This is a genomic window from Flavobacterium lacustre (assembly GCF_027474525.2).
Taxonomy (GTDB): Bacteria; Bacteroidota; Bacteroidia; order Flavobacteriales; family Flavobacteriaceae; genus Flavobacterium; species Flavobacterium lacustre.
Genome location: NZ_CP114882.2, coordinates 3018449 through 3034884, shown reverse-complemented (window position 1 = coordinate 3034884; position 16436 = coordinate 3018449). Strand labels below are relative to the sequence as shown.

Here is a 16436-nt window from a genome sequence, read left to right as displayed (position 1 = left end):
TTAAGTAGCTTGTTGGTTATTATCCATTTCTTCCTGTTTCTCCGAAATTGTCCTGTAAGCATTCTCCACCATTACAATTCCATCATCAACCAAAACGCCAATTGCCAAAGCAATTCCTGTCAGTGACATAATATTGGAAGATATACCAAAAGCTTGCAGAAATATAAATGCAACTGCAACGGATATAGGTATTTGTATCAAAATAATTAAGGCACTTCGCCAATGAAAAAGAAAAAGTAACACAATGATAGAAACGGCAATCATTTCTTCGATTAACGTTCCTTTAACTGATTCGATTGCTTTTTCAATCAATTCGCTTCTGTCATAAGAGGTTTTGAAAGTAACTCCTTCAGGTAATCCTTTCTCCACTTCTTTCATTTTTTCTTTTACTGCTTTAATTACTTTGTCAGCATTTTCTCCATAACGCATTACCACAATTCCGCCAACAACTTCGCCAGTGCCATTTTCGTCAAAAATACCTAGTCTCAAATCGCCACCCATTTGTATTGAACCAATATCTTTAACTTTTACCGGAACGGAATTATAGTTTTTAATAGCAATGTCTTCTACATCTTTTATGTTTTTTATATAGCCTAGCCCCCTTATAATATATGACATATTGCTCATTTCAAATTTCCTACCACCGACATCGTTGTTATTAGCTTTGACGGCATTCATCACTTCCATCATACTTACATTATAGTACTGCATTTTTAGTGGATCCAACACCAATTGGTATTGTTTTTCAAAACCTCCAAAAGAGGCTACTTCGGCAACTCCTGGAACTGTTTGCAAAGCAAACTTCACATACCAATCTTGAATGGCTCGTTGTTCTCCCAAGTCCATACCCTTTGCATCTAAATGATACCAAAAAACGTGTCCCACTCCAGTACCATCAGGGCCTAATGTAGGTACTACATTTTGAGGTAATAATCGTTGTGCATAATTTAATCTTTCTAAAACCCGAGTTCTTGCCCAATATATATCGACATCATCCTCAAAAACAATATACACGAAGCTCATCCCAAACATAGATGCTCCCCGAATATTTTTGACTTTTGGAATGCCTTGCAAATTGGAAACCAGCGGGTAAGTAACCTGCGCTTCAATAACCTGTGGACTTCTTCCCATCCATTCGGTAAACACGATAACTTGATTTTCGGATAAATCAGGAATGGCGTCAATGGGGTTTTGTTGGACGCTGTAAACTCCCCAAGCAAATAAGCAAGCTGAAACCAGCAATACAACGGCTCTATTTCGTAGTGAGAATGTTATTAATTTTTCTACCATTATTTTTAATTTTGAGATGAAATACTATCTTTTGTTTTATTTATCCAATCCAATACTTCTTTTTTTTGAGTGGCTGTAAGGATTGCATTTTTATGAATTAAAGTATATGATGCCAAAGGCATTTCATCGGACTTTATTTGTTTGACAATTCTATCTAATTTATTATTTTGCTTTCGGCTACTATAATTTCCCCATTCATTAAAATTCAAATTTTCTTTTCCCTCTTTAATATGACTTTCCATAAAAAACCGTGCTGGTTGGATGTAAGAGTACCAAGGATAATGGGAGTTGTTACTATGGCAATCATAGCAGGAAGTTCTCAAAATGATTTCAACATTTTTAGGAACATTATACACTTTTGTAAAATTACCAGTTATATCCTGCTCAAAACTAATGTTTCGAGCAGGTTGATATAACTGCATCAACAAAAAAATAATTAACCCAATAAAAAGTATTTTTTTGATGATTTTTTTCATTCTAGAATTCTTTTTTTATAGTACCGCAAGTAGGCATTTTAGCACCTAGATAAGGGTTTTTGATTTCTTTGGTTTCGCTTATCCATATAGCGCCTTTGCCTTCATCTGCCATTGGACAAAAATCTTGATACAATTTTTGATTAGTACCAAAAGTTGCTATTAAATCATTTATGTCTTTACTTACTAATACAAAATGTTCTCTTTGATGATCTAATTTACCAGCGTTTTCACCAATATGTTCTGCATTTTCTTTTAAATCATCAGCAATATCCATATAGGTTTTCATTTGTTCTTTTGAAATGCTATTCATATCTACTTTCCCAATTGATGCCAGTAAGTCATTTCCTGAATTTGCAGCCTCTTTACTGTTATCGTTTGCTAGAGCATTTTTTAGTTTTAAATAATTAGCAACAATCACATCAATTGAAGTATTTGAGCTCATAGCAGATGTTGCCTTTTCGGAATTTTTATCCATCATTGAACCATCTGACATTACCATTGAGGAATCGTGTTCCATCATAGAAGTATTTGTTGTTGCCTCTTCTTTGTTTTTTTTGTTACAAGAAACCAGTACGAATGCCATTGCTATGGCTGAAAGAAATATATTTTTCATTTTCATTTTTTTTAAAGAATTATTAATTTTCTATACTTTAATAGGATTATTTTTTGTTGCAATTAATGTTTGTGGTTTTCTTCCTTTTTTTGATTTTTCATTTCGGTCATTTGCATTCCACATTTGGGACATTCGCCTTTTGTATCAGAAGTATATCCATCCATAGGACAAACATATTTAGTCACTATTTTAGTTTTTGGTTGGCTTCCTTTTTGTGGATGGGCATCTATTGTATCGGTGACTTTTACCATTCCCATTCCACATTTAGAACATTTTCCTTCTGATTCAGAAGTTGTTCCATCCATAGGGCAAACATATTTTGTCACTAATTTAGTCATAGGTTGACTTCCTTTTAGTGCTTGGGTTGGCACTTTTTCAGTAACTTTTTCCATCATCATTGCACATTTTGAACATTTTCCAGGAGAATCAGAAGTTGCTCCATCCATAGGGCATACATATTTAGTTACCGTTTTGTATTTAGGCTGGCTTCCTTTAAGAGCGTTAGTTGGTACTTTTTCAGTGATTTTAGTCAATTCCATACCGCATATTGGACATTTACCAGCGATTGGATTCGTTTCATCGGGATGTGTTGGACAAACATAAACTACTTTAGGATCTTCTTTTTTTGTAGCTGTTTGTGCTGATGCTATAGTGATTACAGCTAAGAACAGACTTAGTATAATGATTAAATTTTTCATTTGTATTTGAATTTATGAAACAGCGTATTGCCCGTATCGGAAAATCGATTGGTAACTTCTGTTTCGAATTAAGATTAATTGATTTTTTTATTGAACAGACTAAAGCATAGTGAAACAATCAATAGCAGGATGCTATGATTAAAAACTAATTAGTCCATAAAATAAATGATTTATAGCAGGGAACTGCTAAGAATTAGACACACCTTTGGCTGTCAAAATTTAATTTAGCTTATTTTTGGTATAAGCCAAAGAGAACAAAAGCCAGAAGAAAGATTAGCTTTTGAATTAAAATAATTTTGATTTTTTTCTGAAAAGTCAAAGTTATTGTTGTTGAATTTTATTTCGAAAAAAACGGCACTAAATTGAGTTGAAGTAGTTACACAATTTGAGTGTCCACATTTTCCATTGCAACCATCGTGGTTCTTGTTTTTTGAATGATTATCGTTTTTGCAACAATCCATTTTTTCTGTACTTGCTGAAGTTTCTTTGTTGCAAGAATTTTTTTCTGAATGACCTCCACACGCAAAAGTTACGGTTGGCATCAAGAAGAAACCAAGTAGAACTATTACTAAAATGTGAAACTTATTCATTTGTACTTTAATTTGCATCAAAATTAATCAAATTATATTAATTTAGCATTAATAATATGTTAAAAAGATTTAGTTTGGTTTGTTGATATATTTTTTAAATTGATTATCAAATTATTTTTTGTTTTTGATTAGTTGCTAATAAGTTGAATTTATCCTTCAAAATCTTCATATCCTCACTTACTTTTTTATCTAAAACCTTTGCATAGTGCTGCGTAGTTCTTAAATTTTTATGACCTAACATTTTACTTACACTTTCGATAGGAACGCCATTTGTAAGCGTTACAGTCGTTGCAAAAGTGTGTCGGGCAATATGAAAGGTTAATTCTTTTTCAATCTCGCAAACGCCAGCAATTTCTTTGAGATAAGCATTCATTTTTTGGTTTGTTAAAATCGGAAGTAGTCTATCTTCATTATTACTTTTTGGATGATTGGCGTATTTGTCAATTATCATTTGCGTTACTGGAAGGATTGGAATTTTTGAAGCGGTTTCTGTTTTTTGTCTGTGGGTAAATATCCACTTATCACCATCAATACCGATGCTTATATGCGACTTTGTTAAGTTTTTGACATCAATGTATGCCAAACCAGTAAAGCAGCTAAAAAGAAAGATATCACGCACTAGCGATAATCTTTCTGTTTTGAAATCTTTGTTGATGATGTTTTGAATTTCGTCTTCAGACAAATAAACTCTCTCAACCTCCTTAACTTTCGATTTGTAATTAGCAAATGGATTTTTGTCTAGCCAGTCATTGGCCAGACAAAGCTTTATTATTTTATTGAAGTTCTTGATGTATTTTACGGCGGTGTTATTGGCACAGTTCCGAACACTTCTCAACCAAAATTCGTAATCAGTTACAAAAGCGTGATCTATTTTGTTTATCTCGATATCCGAAACTTTGTATTTCCATTGTAAGAATTCAATAGTATGGCTCAACGATGTTTTATAACGTTCTAATGTTCCTGGTGCATATTCTTTACCAACCAATTCTTTGATTTTGTTATTGTGGTCTTGGAAGATTGGGATTAGCATTCTTGCTCTTTCATCCACTCCTAGAATTTTACTTTTGAGAGTTTCGGCTGTTACTGGAATTTTTTTGTGTACTAATTCCATTTGCATATCTATGATTTGAATTTTCAACATATCAAGATGGCTATTTATTGAACGAGCTTCTTCTGAATTGCCTTTCATTTTGCCTGCTTCTGTAGACCATTTGGATAATTCTACAAATCTGTTGGAACTTAATTCAATTCTTTTGCCATTGATTGTAATACGTGTGTAGATAGGTACTAAACCGTTTACACTGGCTTTTGCTCTCTTTGCATAAAAGAGAATAGATACTTTTGTTTTCATCGTGGTAACCTTTTAGTTGTTATTAAATTTAATTCTAATAAGACTAACACACAAGATGTACAATTTTTAAACTGGTCATTGAACTGGTTGTAATGCCTTGTGAATGCTAGGTTGAGATAAAAATCGGTTACCCTAATTTCGGGTAGTTTAGGGTAACCGATTTTATCCCTTTCAGTTCACGCATTAATGAATAATTTGATTGTATAGGAAAAGAAAAAACCCTTTAAATCATACGATTTAAAGGGTTTTAATTCAATTTGTATTTCTACTGGCGGAGAAAGAGGGACTACAATTTATCAAATCGTAAAAAATCAAAGAATCCTATTTTTACACAAAGTGTCAATAAAATCAATGTGTTACAACGTTTTTTAAAATATTCTGTTTGATTTAGATTGGATTAATGTGGATGTTTTTTGATGATTGTGGACTAAATGTGGACTAAATGTGGACTAGATTTTGTATCTTTAGGTAATATAAAAAGGTAAAAATATGGCTTCTATTTATCTACTTCTTCAAAGCAAAAAAAGTCCGGCAGTGATTTATGTTCGGTTACGTGATGGCAGAACTCTTGACATCAAAGCTAAAACAAATTATCATATTGATCCAGTTAACTGGGATGATGCTGAGCAAAGACCTACAAAGAAAGCTATGAAATTGATTGATTTTGCCAACCTAGACACAGATTTAGCAACATTAAGAAACGACCTTCTTAAAGAATACAACAATAGTAAAGGTGTTAAGGTTGTTGATGCTTTATGGTTAAAAGATTTTGTAAACCCACCACAAGTAGAAGAAAAGCATACTGATAAATTAGTAGATTATATTGACACTTTCATTGAGTTTAAAAAGAACGACGTAAAAAGCAGCACCATAACAAAATGCAATGTCATTAAACACTTATTGCAGCGTTATCAAAAACACACAAAATCAATTTTGTACATTCGGGATGTTGATACTAAATTCAAAATGGATTTCGAAAAATATTGTATCAGTGTTGGTTATGCTCCAAATACTACTGCTAGAAATATCCGTTTTGTTAAAACCTTTTGTAGACACGCTAAATCAAACGGAGTAGAAACGCATCATCAATTAGATAGCATTAAAGCCAAATATTATAAAGTTGATAATATCTATTTAAACGAAGTGGAGATCAAGAAAATTGAAGATATAAAAATAAGCGAACTAACCGATGGTTTAGAAAACGCTCGTGATTGGTTATTAATAAGCTGTTTTTGCGGACAAAGAGTTTCTGACTTTTTACGTTTTGATAAATCGATGATTAGATACGAGAAAAACAAAGCCGGAGAACTAAAACCTTTAATCGAATTTACACAGGTTAAAACCGAAAAAATAATGACTATTCCATTACACTCTAAAATAATGGAAATACTCAAAAAATACGATGGTAATTTTCCAAGAAAGATTTCAGACCAAAAATACAATGAGCATATCAAAAAAGTTTGTGAAAAAGCAAAGATAAATGACCCTATTCACGGTATTTTGTTTGATCCGGAAATAAAAGAAAAAGTTGAAAAAGATTATCCAAAATGGAAATTCGTTTCTTCTCACATTGGTAGACGTTCTTTTGCTTCAAATAATTATGGTAAAATTCCAACCTCTTTTTTAATGTACATCACTGGTCATACTACAGAAGGGATGTTTTTAACCTACATTGGAAAAAGCAACAAAGACATTGCAATGGAATTGACAAACTACTTTTAATAAGGTTTAGTTAGTTTGGATTTATTTTGATATTTTCACGTCTTAAAATTAAATAAACTGATGGGCGAGTTTAGTAAACGTGAATTAGAAATAGTTGACTACATTGTTGATTTAGTAAATTTCGAAATATTTTCAATAGAACAAGAAGAAAATGATAAAGGTAAACTTGATTACTCCTTATGTTCTGATAATTACGAAAAGCTTGAAGTAACAAAGAAAAAAGTCGCCAAGTTTAAATCTAAAATTGACAAATGCAATTCTGATATTGCTTCGTATTTAATTGAATTTACAAAACCTACTCCAAAGGAATATGACTTTTACGATTGGAGAGATAAAATAACTAAAAACTTCATTATCGGCACTTATCAAGAACTTATAGAAGAATTAGCTTTGATAGACAAAGATGAGTTAGATAAATATACATTTTCAAGTATTGTCAAATCAAGAGGTTATAAATACAGGCCGTTGAAGGATTATATTCATGGAGTTTGTGACATAAATCAATATTCGGTTTATAAATCATTTCTTAATATTCCATTTGATCTAAAAGAAAAAATATTGTCAGATGATAATGAATTCAACCTTGATACAATAGACAAGGATTTGGATGTTTGGCTAAAAACCAATGAAAGTAAGATTGATTATTTTACTTTTCCAATGACGATTGAAGATAAAGCGGATTATGTAATTGATTGTTTTAAAAATTACGAAGAACGAAATTACAAGCACCAGATTGCGATTTGTAATTCTATTTTGGCAAATCACAAAGATGAAGAGACAGTCATTGATTTTAAAAGGAAATTTGAAGTTAAATTAATTGAATTAAGGAAACAATATCCAATACCTAATAAAAATATTGATGCAATCATTTCAGATATAAATAATGCTTTTTATAGACTGCAGAAGTTTATGGAAGGAAATGTTTCTATTTATCAAAGTTTTTCATTTAACGATACGTTTACATTATTTTTTAATGAGTTGAATAAAATAGAAAATATAACAGTTAGAAATCACGATTTAAGAGACGGATATTATTATTTCATTTCACAGCTTTACTATGCTTATGATAAGAGTGAGTTTAAAAATCAAGATGCTTATGAAAATGAAGATTTTAATAGAGACTGTAATGAATTATTTTATATCAATGAATATAGAAGTTCTGAATTTGGAATAAATGTTGACCTTGATGATTATCACTTTGAAATGCCATCAATTGTAGATATTATAAAAGAGCAATCAAGTAAAATTCCTCAAACAATTACTGTTGAATTTGAAGATAAATTAAGTGTTTCTGACGAAATAAATCCATATCCTAAAATTTTCAAGGATTATAAAGCTTTCACTATTTTTAAAAACTTACAAGAAGAATTTAGCAACACCAAAGAAAATCTCTCCAACTACAGCTTCGTTTTTCATAAAATGACTTATGAAGACTTAATTCATTTTGATTTAAAACAACAGTCATATTTTGATCTATTAGACAAATTTGATATCAATATAAACAGAATAAAACCTTTGTGTGATATTGGTAAAATTGCATTTAGAGAGAGTATTTACACCAAAGCAAAATAAACCACACGAAAACCGTGTCATAAACTGCACGATTCCATTCAATCCACAACACGACTTCATTTAGACTTTTGACTTGTTAAACTTTAAAATAACAAGTCATGCAAAACAATGCGATTTTACTTCAAACCTTAACCGTTGAACAATTACAACAGTTGATAGGCACATCCGTTAAAAACGGTATTATTGAACTCCAAAAAGAGTTAAACTCCAAAAAAGATGATGAGGAACTTCTGACTAGAGAAGAAACCTGCAAATTCTTAAAAATTGACAGCAGCACTTTATGGGCGTGGACCAATAAAGGGAAAGTACTTGCTCATGGTATTGGAGCGCGTCGTTACTACAAGCGTAGCGAATTATTAGAATGTCTAACATTATTAAAAAAGTAAGATATGGCAGACTGGTATGATAAAACAGAAAAAATGCTTGAAAAAATCCAAGTAGTTACAACTGAAATAAATTCAAAATTAAAATCAGGGACTTTTCAAAACCCGGAAGATGTAATTTATAACAATCAGGAGTTTATGAATCTAATGGATATCAGCAAAAGAACTGCTCAAGACTGGAGAGATAAAAAAATCATTGGTTTTTTCCAAATAGGTAATAAAATCTATTATCGCCTTTCTGATGTTCAAAAATTACTAAATGATAATTATAATCCTAAGAAATAAATGGAAATACTAAATAACGGATTGACAGTTAGCGTGTATAAAGACTTCAAAAACAACTTAGGAAGTAGAAATCTATTAGAAATACTGCAAGAAATAAAAGAGGAAAAATACAAAAGTGATATCAATTCAATCCGTTATGCAATTCATAAAGGGGATGATAAAACAGCCGACAAAATTAAGAGTGGGTTAATTGGCTTTACTACTTCAGCAACTTTTGGAGCAACTAGAACAAAGGTAAATGTTAATACCTATTCTCAGGTTATAGGTTTAGATTTTGACCATATTCCTCTCGAAGATTTACAAAATATTTCAGTTTTAATAAATCAATGCAATTTAACAATGGCTTCCTTTATCAGCCCAAGTGGTGCGGGAATCAAAGTATTTATCAAAGTAAATTCTAATGCAGAACAACACACCGAAGCTTACCATCAAGTGGCAACTTATTATAAAGACCTATCAGGGTTTGATTTTGATCCAAAGTGTAAAGATATTACCCGATTGTGCTTTTTATCTTCTGATGCAGATTTATATCTAAATCAAAGTGCTACAATTTTCGAGTTAAAAGATGAAGTAATAGAAACTCCAAAAACACCGAAAAAAGAGATTGTGAGGCAACAGTCAACAGATGAATTACTAGATAAATGCTTGAAATTCACAGAACAAAAAGAACAATACTTCAACGGAAATCGAAATAATTTTATTCACTTACTTGCTAGTAATTCAAATCGATTTGGCATCTATGAAGAAGATACATTAGATTTTTGCATGACTAATTTTGATTTAGATACAAGAGAAATAAAAAATGCAGTTAACAGCGCATACAAAAATCAAATTGCAGACTTTGCAAAGTTTGCAAAGTTTGCAAACTTGCAAACCTCAGAACAAGTTGTAATAAACAATAACAGCAGTAATACAATTCCGGAGGAAGAAGATGTTTTAAAATCAACGCCGTTCATTCCTCAATCAGTTTACGATAATTTGCCACCAATATTACTGGAAAGTTGTAAAGCATTCAATGATAAAAGGGAAAGAGACGTATTTTTAACAGGAGCACTGGCTATTCTTTCAGGTTGCTTACCTAATGTATCAGGAGTGTATCACGGCAGTACGGTTTATCCGTGCTTATATTCGTTTATTTTAGCTCCTGCAGCTTCTGGCAAAGGAGTATTAAAATTTTCAAAAGCATTAGCAGATAAGTATCATGAAAAAATCTTAGCCGAATCTCTAGAAACGAGAAAAATATATGAAGAAAACTTAGCTGCTTTTAAAATGTTGAAGGGTAAAGGGAAAACAGATGAAAAACAAGAAATGCCTGCAGAACCTAAATTTAAAGTAGTTTTCATTCCTGGCAATGTTAGTGATGCAAGAGTGATTCAACATTTAGATTGGAATGAAGGTAAAGGGATTATTTGCGAAACGGAAGCCGATACCGTAGGAACGACTATGAAAAAAGAATGGGGAAGTTATTCGGATATGCTGCGAAAAGCGTTTCATCATGAAAATATATCAGTAAGCCGTAAAACCAATTCAGAATACGTAGAAGTAAATGAACCACAACTTGCTATTGCATTATCAGGAACACCTAAACAAATCTTTAATATCATTCCATCGGCTGAAGATGGTTTGTTTAGTAGATTCTTTTTTTATGTTTTTAAAACAGATGCGGTATGGTTAGATCCTTCGCCAAAAGGCAATCCAGTAAACTTAACCGACTATTTTACAACACAGTCAAAAAAGGTTTTGAAAATGGTAGAGTATTTCGAAAGAGACTCGATGCAATTACAGTTATCAGAAGAGCAATGGGATAAATTCAATGATTTATTTGGATACTTTTTAGAACAAGTAAACACTTTTGTCAGTGATGATGCATTAAGTGTTGTAAAGAGATTGGCATTAATTTTATATCGTTTTTGCATGATTTTCACAGCAATCCGTAAGTTTTCAAATAATGAGTATGCAAAAGAAGTATATAGTTTAGATGTTGATTTTGAAAGTGCAGTAAGTTTAGTAAAAACCTATTTACAGCATAGCATCATTATGTTTAATAATTTACCAAAACAAGGAGAACAAGGTCCATTTAAAGGAGGTGACAATAAAAAACAATTCTTTGACGCCTTACCAAAACGGTTTACACGTAAGGAAGCTATTGAATTAAGTAATTCATATAATCTAAAAGAAAGAACCGTAGACAATTTACTTAAAACTTGTATTGGTGTCTATTTAGCACAACCTGAGTATGGTGTATATGAAAAATCATAATATTACAATAGTGCTTAATTAAAATTGTAGTAAACCTTTTTAATATTTCTATATTTACATTCAAATTTGAAAAAATAATTGTCAAACAAGGATTACATAATATGCAAAATTTACAGAACGAACTTATAGATTTACTCAAACACGAAGATAATTTAGTGGTTGACGGTCATTTAAACAAAAATAAAATCATAGAGTTGGCTTTAAAAGTCGAACCGCAACTAATAAGTCTACTACTCAAAAACGAAACATTCAAGAAGTATTTCTTTCAGGAAGTTTCAACTGTTTTAGTATTTGATAAAATCAAGTTTCAACGCTTTGTAAACAATAAATCCTTTCTTCCTGATAGTTATACTGCATTCAAAAATAAAATTGGGTTAATAACCAATGACAATGATTTAGATAATTTTATTTCTACTTCTAATGATGTTGTATTGGCTTGGCCTCACAAAGATTGCGTTCTTGAAGGAGGGCAAACTAAAGAAGACCAAAAAATAAACGAAACCTTCTGGAACGAAACACTTGCTCCAGATAGTGTAGATAGATTATTAGATGCTAAAGTATTTACTAATTTCAAAATGTTTAACAAAAATGGTGAACATAAAGTTAATGAGTTGAAAGGAGATGAAAACCTTATTATCAAAGGGAATAATCTTTTGGCTCTTGCTTCACTTCTAAAAACTCACAGAGGAAAAATTAAGCTTATTTATATTGACCCACCATACAATACTGGCAATGATGGCTTTAATTACAATGATAGTTTCAATCATTCTTCTTGGTTAACATTCATGAAGAATAGACTTACTATAGCAAGGCAGCTTCTAACTAATGATGGTATTATTTTTATTAGTTGTGACGACAATGAAGTAGCTTATTTAAAAGTTTTAATGGATGAATTGTTTAAACAAGAAAATTTTATAGATATTTTTTCTTGGAAAAAAACTGATACACCTTCAAATTTGCCGAAGAAGAGTAAAAAGGTTGTTGAATATATCTTATGTTATGAAAAAAACAAGGATAGTGTTAAATTTAAAGGGGTAGAGAAGAATTCAACTAGTAGTAACGGTTTAATGAATAAAACTAACTCTGTAGGCATTTTAGCTTTTCCTGCAAATTTTGTAGAGACAGGGTTAAAAAATGGTTTATATGAAAAAGGAAAATATGGTACAGATAGTTATGATATTTATTTATTAGAAGATACAGAGGTTAAGGACGGTTTATTTGTTAAGGAAGTAAAACTTAAAGGAAACTTTAAATGGGGTCAAAAAAAATTAGAAAATGAAATAACGAATGGAACTTCTATATCAATTAGAACAAAATCATTTTCTCCTTCATATGAAAAGCAAGAATATGATATTGAGGCACCTTTAAATTATATAGATAGTAAAATGGGGGTTCAAACTACTGAAAGTGCGGGTAAAGACTTAACGAAAATATTTGGCAAAGAAGTTTTTTCTTATCCAAAATCTGAAAGTTTAATTATGTATCTAATCAATATGGTTAGTAATAAATTAACTAAAGATGATTATATTTTAGACTTTCACATTGGCAGTGGAACAACTTGTGCAACTGCACATAAATTAGGATATAAATATATTGGTATTGAACAAATGGATTATATTAATACCGTTACCGTAGAAAGAATGAAGTTTGTTATTAATGGTGAACAAACAGGTATATCAGAACTTGTTAATTGGGAAGGAGGAGGGTCTTTTGTTTATGCAGAATTAATGCAACATAATCAGAGATATATTGAACTAATTCAAGATGCATCAACTAAAGAGATTTTAATTAATATTTGGAAAGAAATGCATGAAAAAGCATTTCTTAATTATCGATTCAATAAGTTAGAATTTGAAGAAAGAATAGATGGTTTTAAAACGGCGCCAATTGAAGAAATGAAAAAATATTTAGTTGAAGTTTTAGATAAAAATCAATTATATGTAAATTATTCTGAAATAGAAGATAAAAGTTATAATATATCCGACGATATAAAGAAAGTTAATTATTCTTTTTATAAATCTTCAAAATAATTAATATGCTATTAGTAAATTTTAATTTTGACGAAGCATTAAAACTAGCGTCAAATCAAGCTAGTAAAATGGTACAAAATGGTCTGTATTCAAGATTCAGTTTATCTTTAGAAAGTAGAATTGATAAAGCAATATTGGGTTGTTTAGGAGAGATTGCATTTGAACATTATTTGAAAACGAATAACATAATATATAAAAAAGATGAAACCGATTTTACAAAAAAAAATTCGGATGAATTTGATTTCCTTATTAATAATAAGAAAATTGATATTAAAGTAGCAAAAAAAACTACCGTTAACTTACCAAATGATAAATGGACATATGGATATCCAGAGGAACAAAATCCAATTTCAAAAGATATTGTTATTGTAGGTTGGATAGATTTTTCTAATAAGAATGTTGGTTTTTATGGTTGGATTGAAGGACAAAAAATAAGTGAATATAAGGTTGTTACTGTTAATTCATTTGCAGGGTTTAGATACTTGACTCCTAATCATGAATTTCCTTGGGGTATTTTAAATAAGAACCTATCACTAATTTTTTAATATATGTCAATTTCTCAGCAAGATACATACCAGCGTTTAGATAAAAGAATTGCTTCAAAAATAGAAGATGGTGATCTAGAAGTATCCTTATCTCCTATCATAAAAAACAATTTAAAGTTTGGTTCTCGTGAGTATCAAACAGAAGCGTTTACTGCTTTAGATTATTATCTTAATAATTCAAAATTAAGAGCAAAACCATCACAGGTATTGTTTCATATGGCTACAGGTAGTGGTAAAACTTTAATAATGGCAGGTGCTATATTAGAGCTTTACAATATGGGCTATCGTAATTTTATTTTCTTTGTAAATACAGATACTATTATCCGTAAAACAAAAGAGAATTTCTTAAACCCTAAAAGCTCGAAATACCTTTTTAAAGACGTTATTAATATTAATGGAATAAATGTGTTAATTAATGAAGTTAGTAGCTTTGAAAGTACTAATGAAGAGGATGTAAGTATCTTGTTTTCTACTATTCAAGGGTTGCATACAAAACTAAATAACCCTAGAGAAAACAGTATTACGTTTGATGATTTTGTAGATAGAAAGGTAGTTTTAATCTCTGATGAAGCGCATCATATCAATGCATTAACCAAGAAAACATTAACGGCACAAGAAAAAGAAATTTCAGTTACTTGGGAAAATACGGTAGATAGAATATTTCATTCCAATCCGGATAACATAATGATGGAGTTTACAGCTACATTAGAATTATCACATCCAAACATTGCAGCTAAATATAATAATAAATTATTATACGATTACCCACTTGCTAAATTCAGAGAAGATAAATATTCTAAAGAAGTAAAGACGAATCAAATTGATTTTGAACCGATACAAAGAGCATTAGTAGCAACAATAATAAGCCAATACAAAAAGAAAGTATTTGCATCTAATGGGGTATTAGCAAAGCCAGTAGTGATGCTTAAATCAAAGACTACTGCCGAAAGTGCTATAATGGAGGAAAAATTCATTAGCAGTATCAAAAACTTAAATGAAGATAAATTAAAAGATATTATTAAGCTAGATAACGAAGTTCTTGTTGAAGCAATGAAATATTTCGAAAGTCTAAATATTACGTATCAAGGCTTAATTGATGAATTAAAAGAAGACTTTTCAGAAGATAAAGTAATATCGGTTAACTCTAAAAATGATACTGATGATAAACAAATTACTATAAATTCACTTGAAGATATTGACAACGAATACAGAGCGATATTTGCAGTTGATAAATTAAACGAGGGTTGGGATGTATTAAATCTTTTCGATATTGTTCGTTTATATGATACTCGTGATGGTAAAGCAGGAACACTAGGTAAAACAACAGTTCAAGAAGCACAATTAATCGGTAGAGGAGCAAGATATTTTCCTTATAAATTAACAGAAGAGCAGGATTTAGATAAAAGAAAATACGATGATGATGTTACAAATACTTTAAGAATTTGTGAAACATTACATTACCATTGTTCACACAATCCGCGATACATAACAGAGTTAAATCAGGCACTTCGGCAAATAGGATTATTCCCTGACGAAAAAGTTGAGGTGGATTTATATTTGAAAGAGGATTTTAAAGAAACTAATTTTTACAGAAATGGTTTTATTCTCTTAAATAAAAAAGTACTAAACAATCCAAAAACATTATTAGAATACCAGGAGCCAGATATTACAAAAAATTATACTTATGCATTAAGAACCAATCGTTCAGCAGTTAATACCATTTTTGATGATGCTGGAAACAAGCAAAATCGTGTAGCGGCAAATTATATGAATACGCATAAGCTAAATGTTTGGGATAAAACAATAATTCTTAAAGGTTTAAATAAAATACCGTTTTATAATTTTGAAAGCATAAGAAGATATTTCCCATCTATAAAATCAATGATTCACTTTGTAACTGATGCTAATTATTTCGGAGGTATTAGCGTTGATGTTTCAGGATTAGAAAAAGACACGAAAGAATTAACAGCGCATCAAAAATTAGATATAGTAATTGATATTGCAAATAAAATAGCAAATGAAATCACTACTAAATTTGGAGAATATAGAGGTACTAAATCATTTTATAGAGAACCAGTTAGAAAGCATTTTAAAAATAAAAAATTATCGTTTTCATTAAATAAAGGATCGGAAGCCGAAACAGGTAAACCAACAATGCGCCACGACATTAACCCTAAATTTTATGTTGATTTAAATAAAGCAGATTGGTATGTTTTTAATGAAAATTATGGTTCATCAGAAGAGAAGTTTTTAGTAAAATTCTTTGAAAGCCAAATTGAAGAGTTAAGAGAAAAATACGAAGATATTTATTTACTTAGGAACGAAAGGTTTTTTAAATTGTATAGATATTCCGATGCAAAAGCTACTGAACCGGATTTTGTGTTATTTATGACAGAGAAAAAATCAGGAGAAGAAATCATATTTCAGTTATTCATAGAACCAAAAGGAACTCATTTACTTAGCACAGACTCTTGGAAAGAAGATTTTTTAATGGGTATTGAAGAAGAATCCGTTGTTGAATTATATCAAAATCAAAGCTATAAATTAATTGGTATGCCATTCTATAATAAAGAAAACAGAGAAAGTGTATTTGAAGAAAAGTTTAAAAATATATAAATAGTA

14 protein-coding genes are annotated in these 16436 nt (G+C 30.5%); 8 read left to right on the top strand and 6 right to left on the bottom strand.

Going from position 1 to position 16436, the window contains the following annotated elements; translation table 11 throughout:
• The 6 genes from O6P34_RS13160 to O6P34_RS13135 all read right to left on the bottom strand — a co-directional run bounded on the left by O6P34_RS13160 (position 1) and on the right by O6P34_RS13135 (position 5018).
• Complete coding sequence (locus O6P34_RS13160; protein ID WP_269684971.1) at positions 1 to 1290, bottom strand: efflux RND transporter permease subunit; 1290 nt, start codon at positions 1288 to 1290, stop codon at positions 1 to 3.
• Positions 1291 to 1295: 5 nt separating this feature from the next.
• Complete coding sequence (locus O6P34_RS13155) at positions 1296 to 1766, bottom strand: heme-binding domain-containing protein (protein WP_269684970.1); 471 nt, start codon at positions 1764 to 1766, stop codon at positions 1296 to 1298.
• Between the two features lies 1 nt (position 1767).
• Positions 1768 to 2379 carry a DUF3347 domain-containing protein gene (locus O6P34_RS13150; RefSeq protein WP_269684969.1) on the bottom strand — a complete coding sequence of 204 codons (612 nt, stop codon included), beginning with the start codon at positions 2377 to 2379 and terminating at the stop codon, positions 1768 to 1770.
• Positions 2380 to 2441: 62 nt separating this feature from the next.
• Positions 2442 to 3077 carry a heavy metal-binding domain-containing protein gene (locus O6P34_RS13145; protein ID WP_269684968.1) on the bottom strand — a complete coding sequence of 212 codons (636 nt, stop codon included), beginning with the start codon at positions 3075 to 3077 and terminating at the stop codon, positions 2442 to 2444.
• A 224-nt stretch (positions 3078 to 3301) separates the two neighbouring features.
• A complete protein-coding gene (locus O6P34_RS13140) occupies positions 3302 to 3667 on the bottom strand; it encodes a hypothetical protein (protein ID WP_269684967.1) in 366 nt (121 codons plus the stop codon).
• Between the two features lie 106 nt (positions 3668 to 3773).
• Positions 3774 to 5018 carry a site-specific integrase gene (locus O6P34_RS13135; protein ID WP_269684966.1) on the bottom strand — a complete coding sequence of 415 codons (1245 nt, stop codon included), beginning with the start codon at positions 5016 to 5018 and terminating at the stop codon, positions 3774 to 3776.
• Positions 5019 to 5507: 489 nt separating this feature from the next.
• Between O6P34_RS13135 and O6P34_RS13130 the strand changes: the two genes are divergently transcribed.
• The 8 genes from O6P34_RS13130 (at position 5508) to O6P34_RS13095 (ending at position 16430) form a co-directional block, all read left to right on the top strand.
• On the top strand, positions 5508 to 6740 hold the full coding sequence (locus O6P34_RS13130) for a phage integrase SAM-like domain-containing protein (RefSeq protein ID WP_269684965.1): 1233 nt from the start codon (positions 5508 to 5510) through the stop codon (positions 6738 to 6740).
• Between the two features lie 60 nt (positions 6741 to 6800).
• Entirely contained in the window at positions 6801 to 8312 is a 1512-nt protein-coding gene (locus tag O6P34_RS13125) for a hypothetical protein (protein ID WP_269684964.1), read from the top strand.
• 98 nt (positions 8313 to 8410) lie between these two features.
• On the top strand, positions 8411 to 8698 hold the full coding sequence (locus O6P34_RS13120; RefSeq protein ID WP_269684963.1) for a helix-turn-helix domain-containing protein: 288 nt from the start codon (positions 8411 to 8413) through the stop codon (positions 8696 to 8698).
• 3 nt (positions 8699 to 8701) lie between these two features.
• Positions 8702 to 8980: a helix-turn-helix domain-containing protein gene (locus tag O6P34_RS13115; RefSeq protein ID WP_269684962.1), complete on the top strand. Its 279-nt coding sequence runs from the start codon at positions 8702 to 8704 to the stop codon at positions 8978 to 8980.
• Positions 8981 to 11239, top strand: coding sequence for a DUF3987 domain-containing protein (locus O6P34_RS13110; RefSeq protein ID WP_269684961.1), 2259 nt, complete (start codon positions 8981 to 8983; stop codon positions 11237 to 11239). It begins immediately after the preceding gene.
• Between the two features lie 101 nt (positions 11240 to 11340).
• Positions 11341 to 13269 carry a DNA methyltransferase gene (locus O6P34_RS13105; protein ID WP_269684960.1) on the top strand — a complete coding sequence of 643 codons (1929 nt, stop codon included), beginning with the start codon at positions 11341 to 11343 and terminating at the stop codon, positions 13267 to 13269.
• Between the two features lie 5 nt (positions 13270 to 13274).
• Positions 13275 to 13814 carry a hypothetical protein gene (locus tag O6P34_RS13100; protein ID WP_269684959.1) on the top strand — a complete coding sequence of 180 codons (540 nt, stop codon included), beginning with the start codon at positions 13275 to 13277 and terminating at the stop codon, positions 13812 to 13814.
• Positions 13815 to 13817: 3 nt separating this feature from the next.
• Positions 13818 to 16430 carry a DEAD/DEAH box helicase family protein gene (locus O6P34_RS13095; protein ID WP_269684958.1) on the top strand — a complete coding sequence of 871 codons (2613 nt, stop codon included), beginning with the start codon at positions 13818 to 13820 and terminating at the stop codon, positions 16428 to 16430.
• Positions 16431 to 16436: the final 6 nt, after the last annotated feature.

Coding starts and splice junctions, on each gene's coding strand:
- O6P34_RS13160 (WP_269684971.1), bottom strand. CDS start 1,290: ATGGTAGAAAAATTAATAACATTCTCACTACGAAATAGAGCCGTTGTA.
- O6P34_RS13155 (WP_269684970.1), bottom strand. CDS start 1,766: ATGAAAAAAATCATCAAAAAAATACTTTTTATTGGGTTAATTATTTTT.
- O6P34_RS13150 (WP_269684969.1), bottom strand. CDS start 2,379: ATGAAAAATATATTTCTTTCAGCCATAGCAATGGCATTCGTACTGGTT.
- O6P34_RS13145 (WP_269684968.1), bottom strand. CDS start 3,077: ATGAAAAATTTAATCATTATACTAAGTCTGTTCTTAGCTGTAATCACT.
- O6P34_RS13140 (WP_269684967.1), bottom strand. CDS start 3,667: ATGAATAAGTTTCACATTTTAGTAATAGTTCTACTTGGTTTCTTCTTG.
- O6P34_RS13135 (WP_269684966.1), bottom strand. CDS start 5,018: ATGAAAACAAAAGTATCTATTCTCTTTTATGCAAAGAGAGCAAAAGCC.
- O6P34_RS13130 (WP_269684965.1), top strand. CDS start 5,508: ATGGCTTCTATTTATCTACTTCTTCAAAGCAAAAAAAGTCCGGCAGTG.
- O6P34_RS13125 (WP_269684964.1), top strand. CDS start 6,801: ATGGGCGAGTTTAGTAAACGTGAATTAGAAATAGTTGACTACATTGTT.
- O6P34_RS13120 (WP_269684963.1), top strand. CDS start 8,411: ATGCAAAACAATGCGATTTTACTTCAAACCTTAACCGTTGAACAATTA.
- O6P34_RS13115 (WP_269684962.1), top strand. CDS start 8,702: ATGGCAGACTGGTATGATAAAACAGAAAAAATGCTTGAAAAAATCCAA.
- O6P34_RS13110 (WP_269684961.1), top strand. CDS start 8,981: ATGGAAATACTAAATAACGGATTGACAGTTAGCGTGTATAAAGACTTC.
- O6P34_RS13105 (WP_269684960.1), top strand. CDS start 11,341: ATGCAAAATTTACAGAACGAACTTATAGATTTACTCAAACACGAAGAT.
- O6P34_RS13100 (WP_269684959.1), top strand. CDS start 13,275: ATGCTATTAGTAAATTTTAATTTTGACGAAGCATTAAAACTAGCGTCA.
- O6P34_RS13095 (WP_269684958.1), top strand. CDS start 13,818: ATGTCAATTTCTCAGCAAGATACATACCAGCGTTTAGATAAAAGAATT.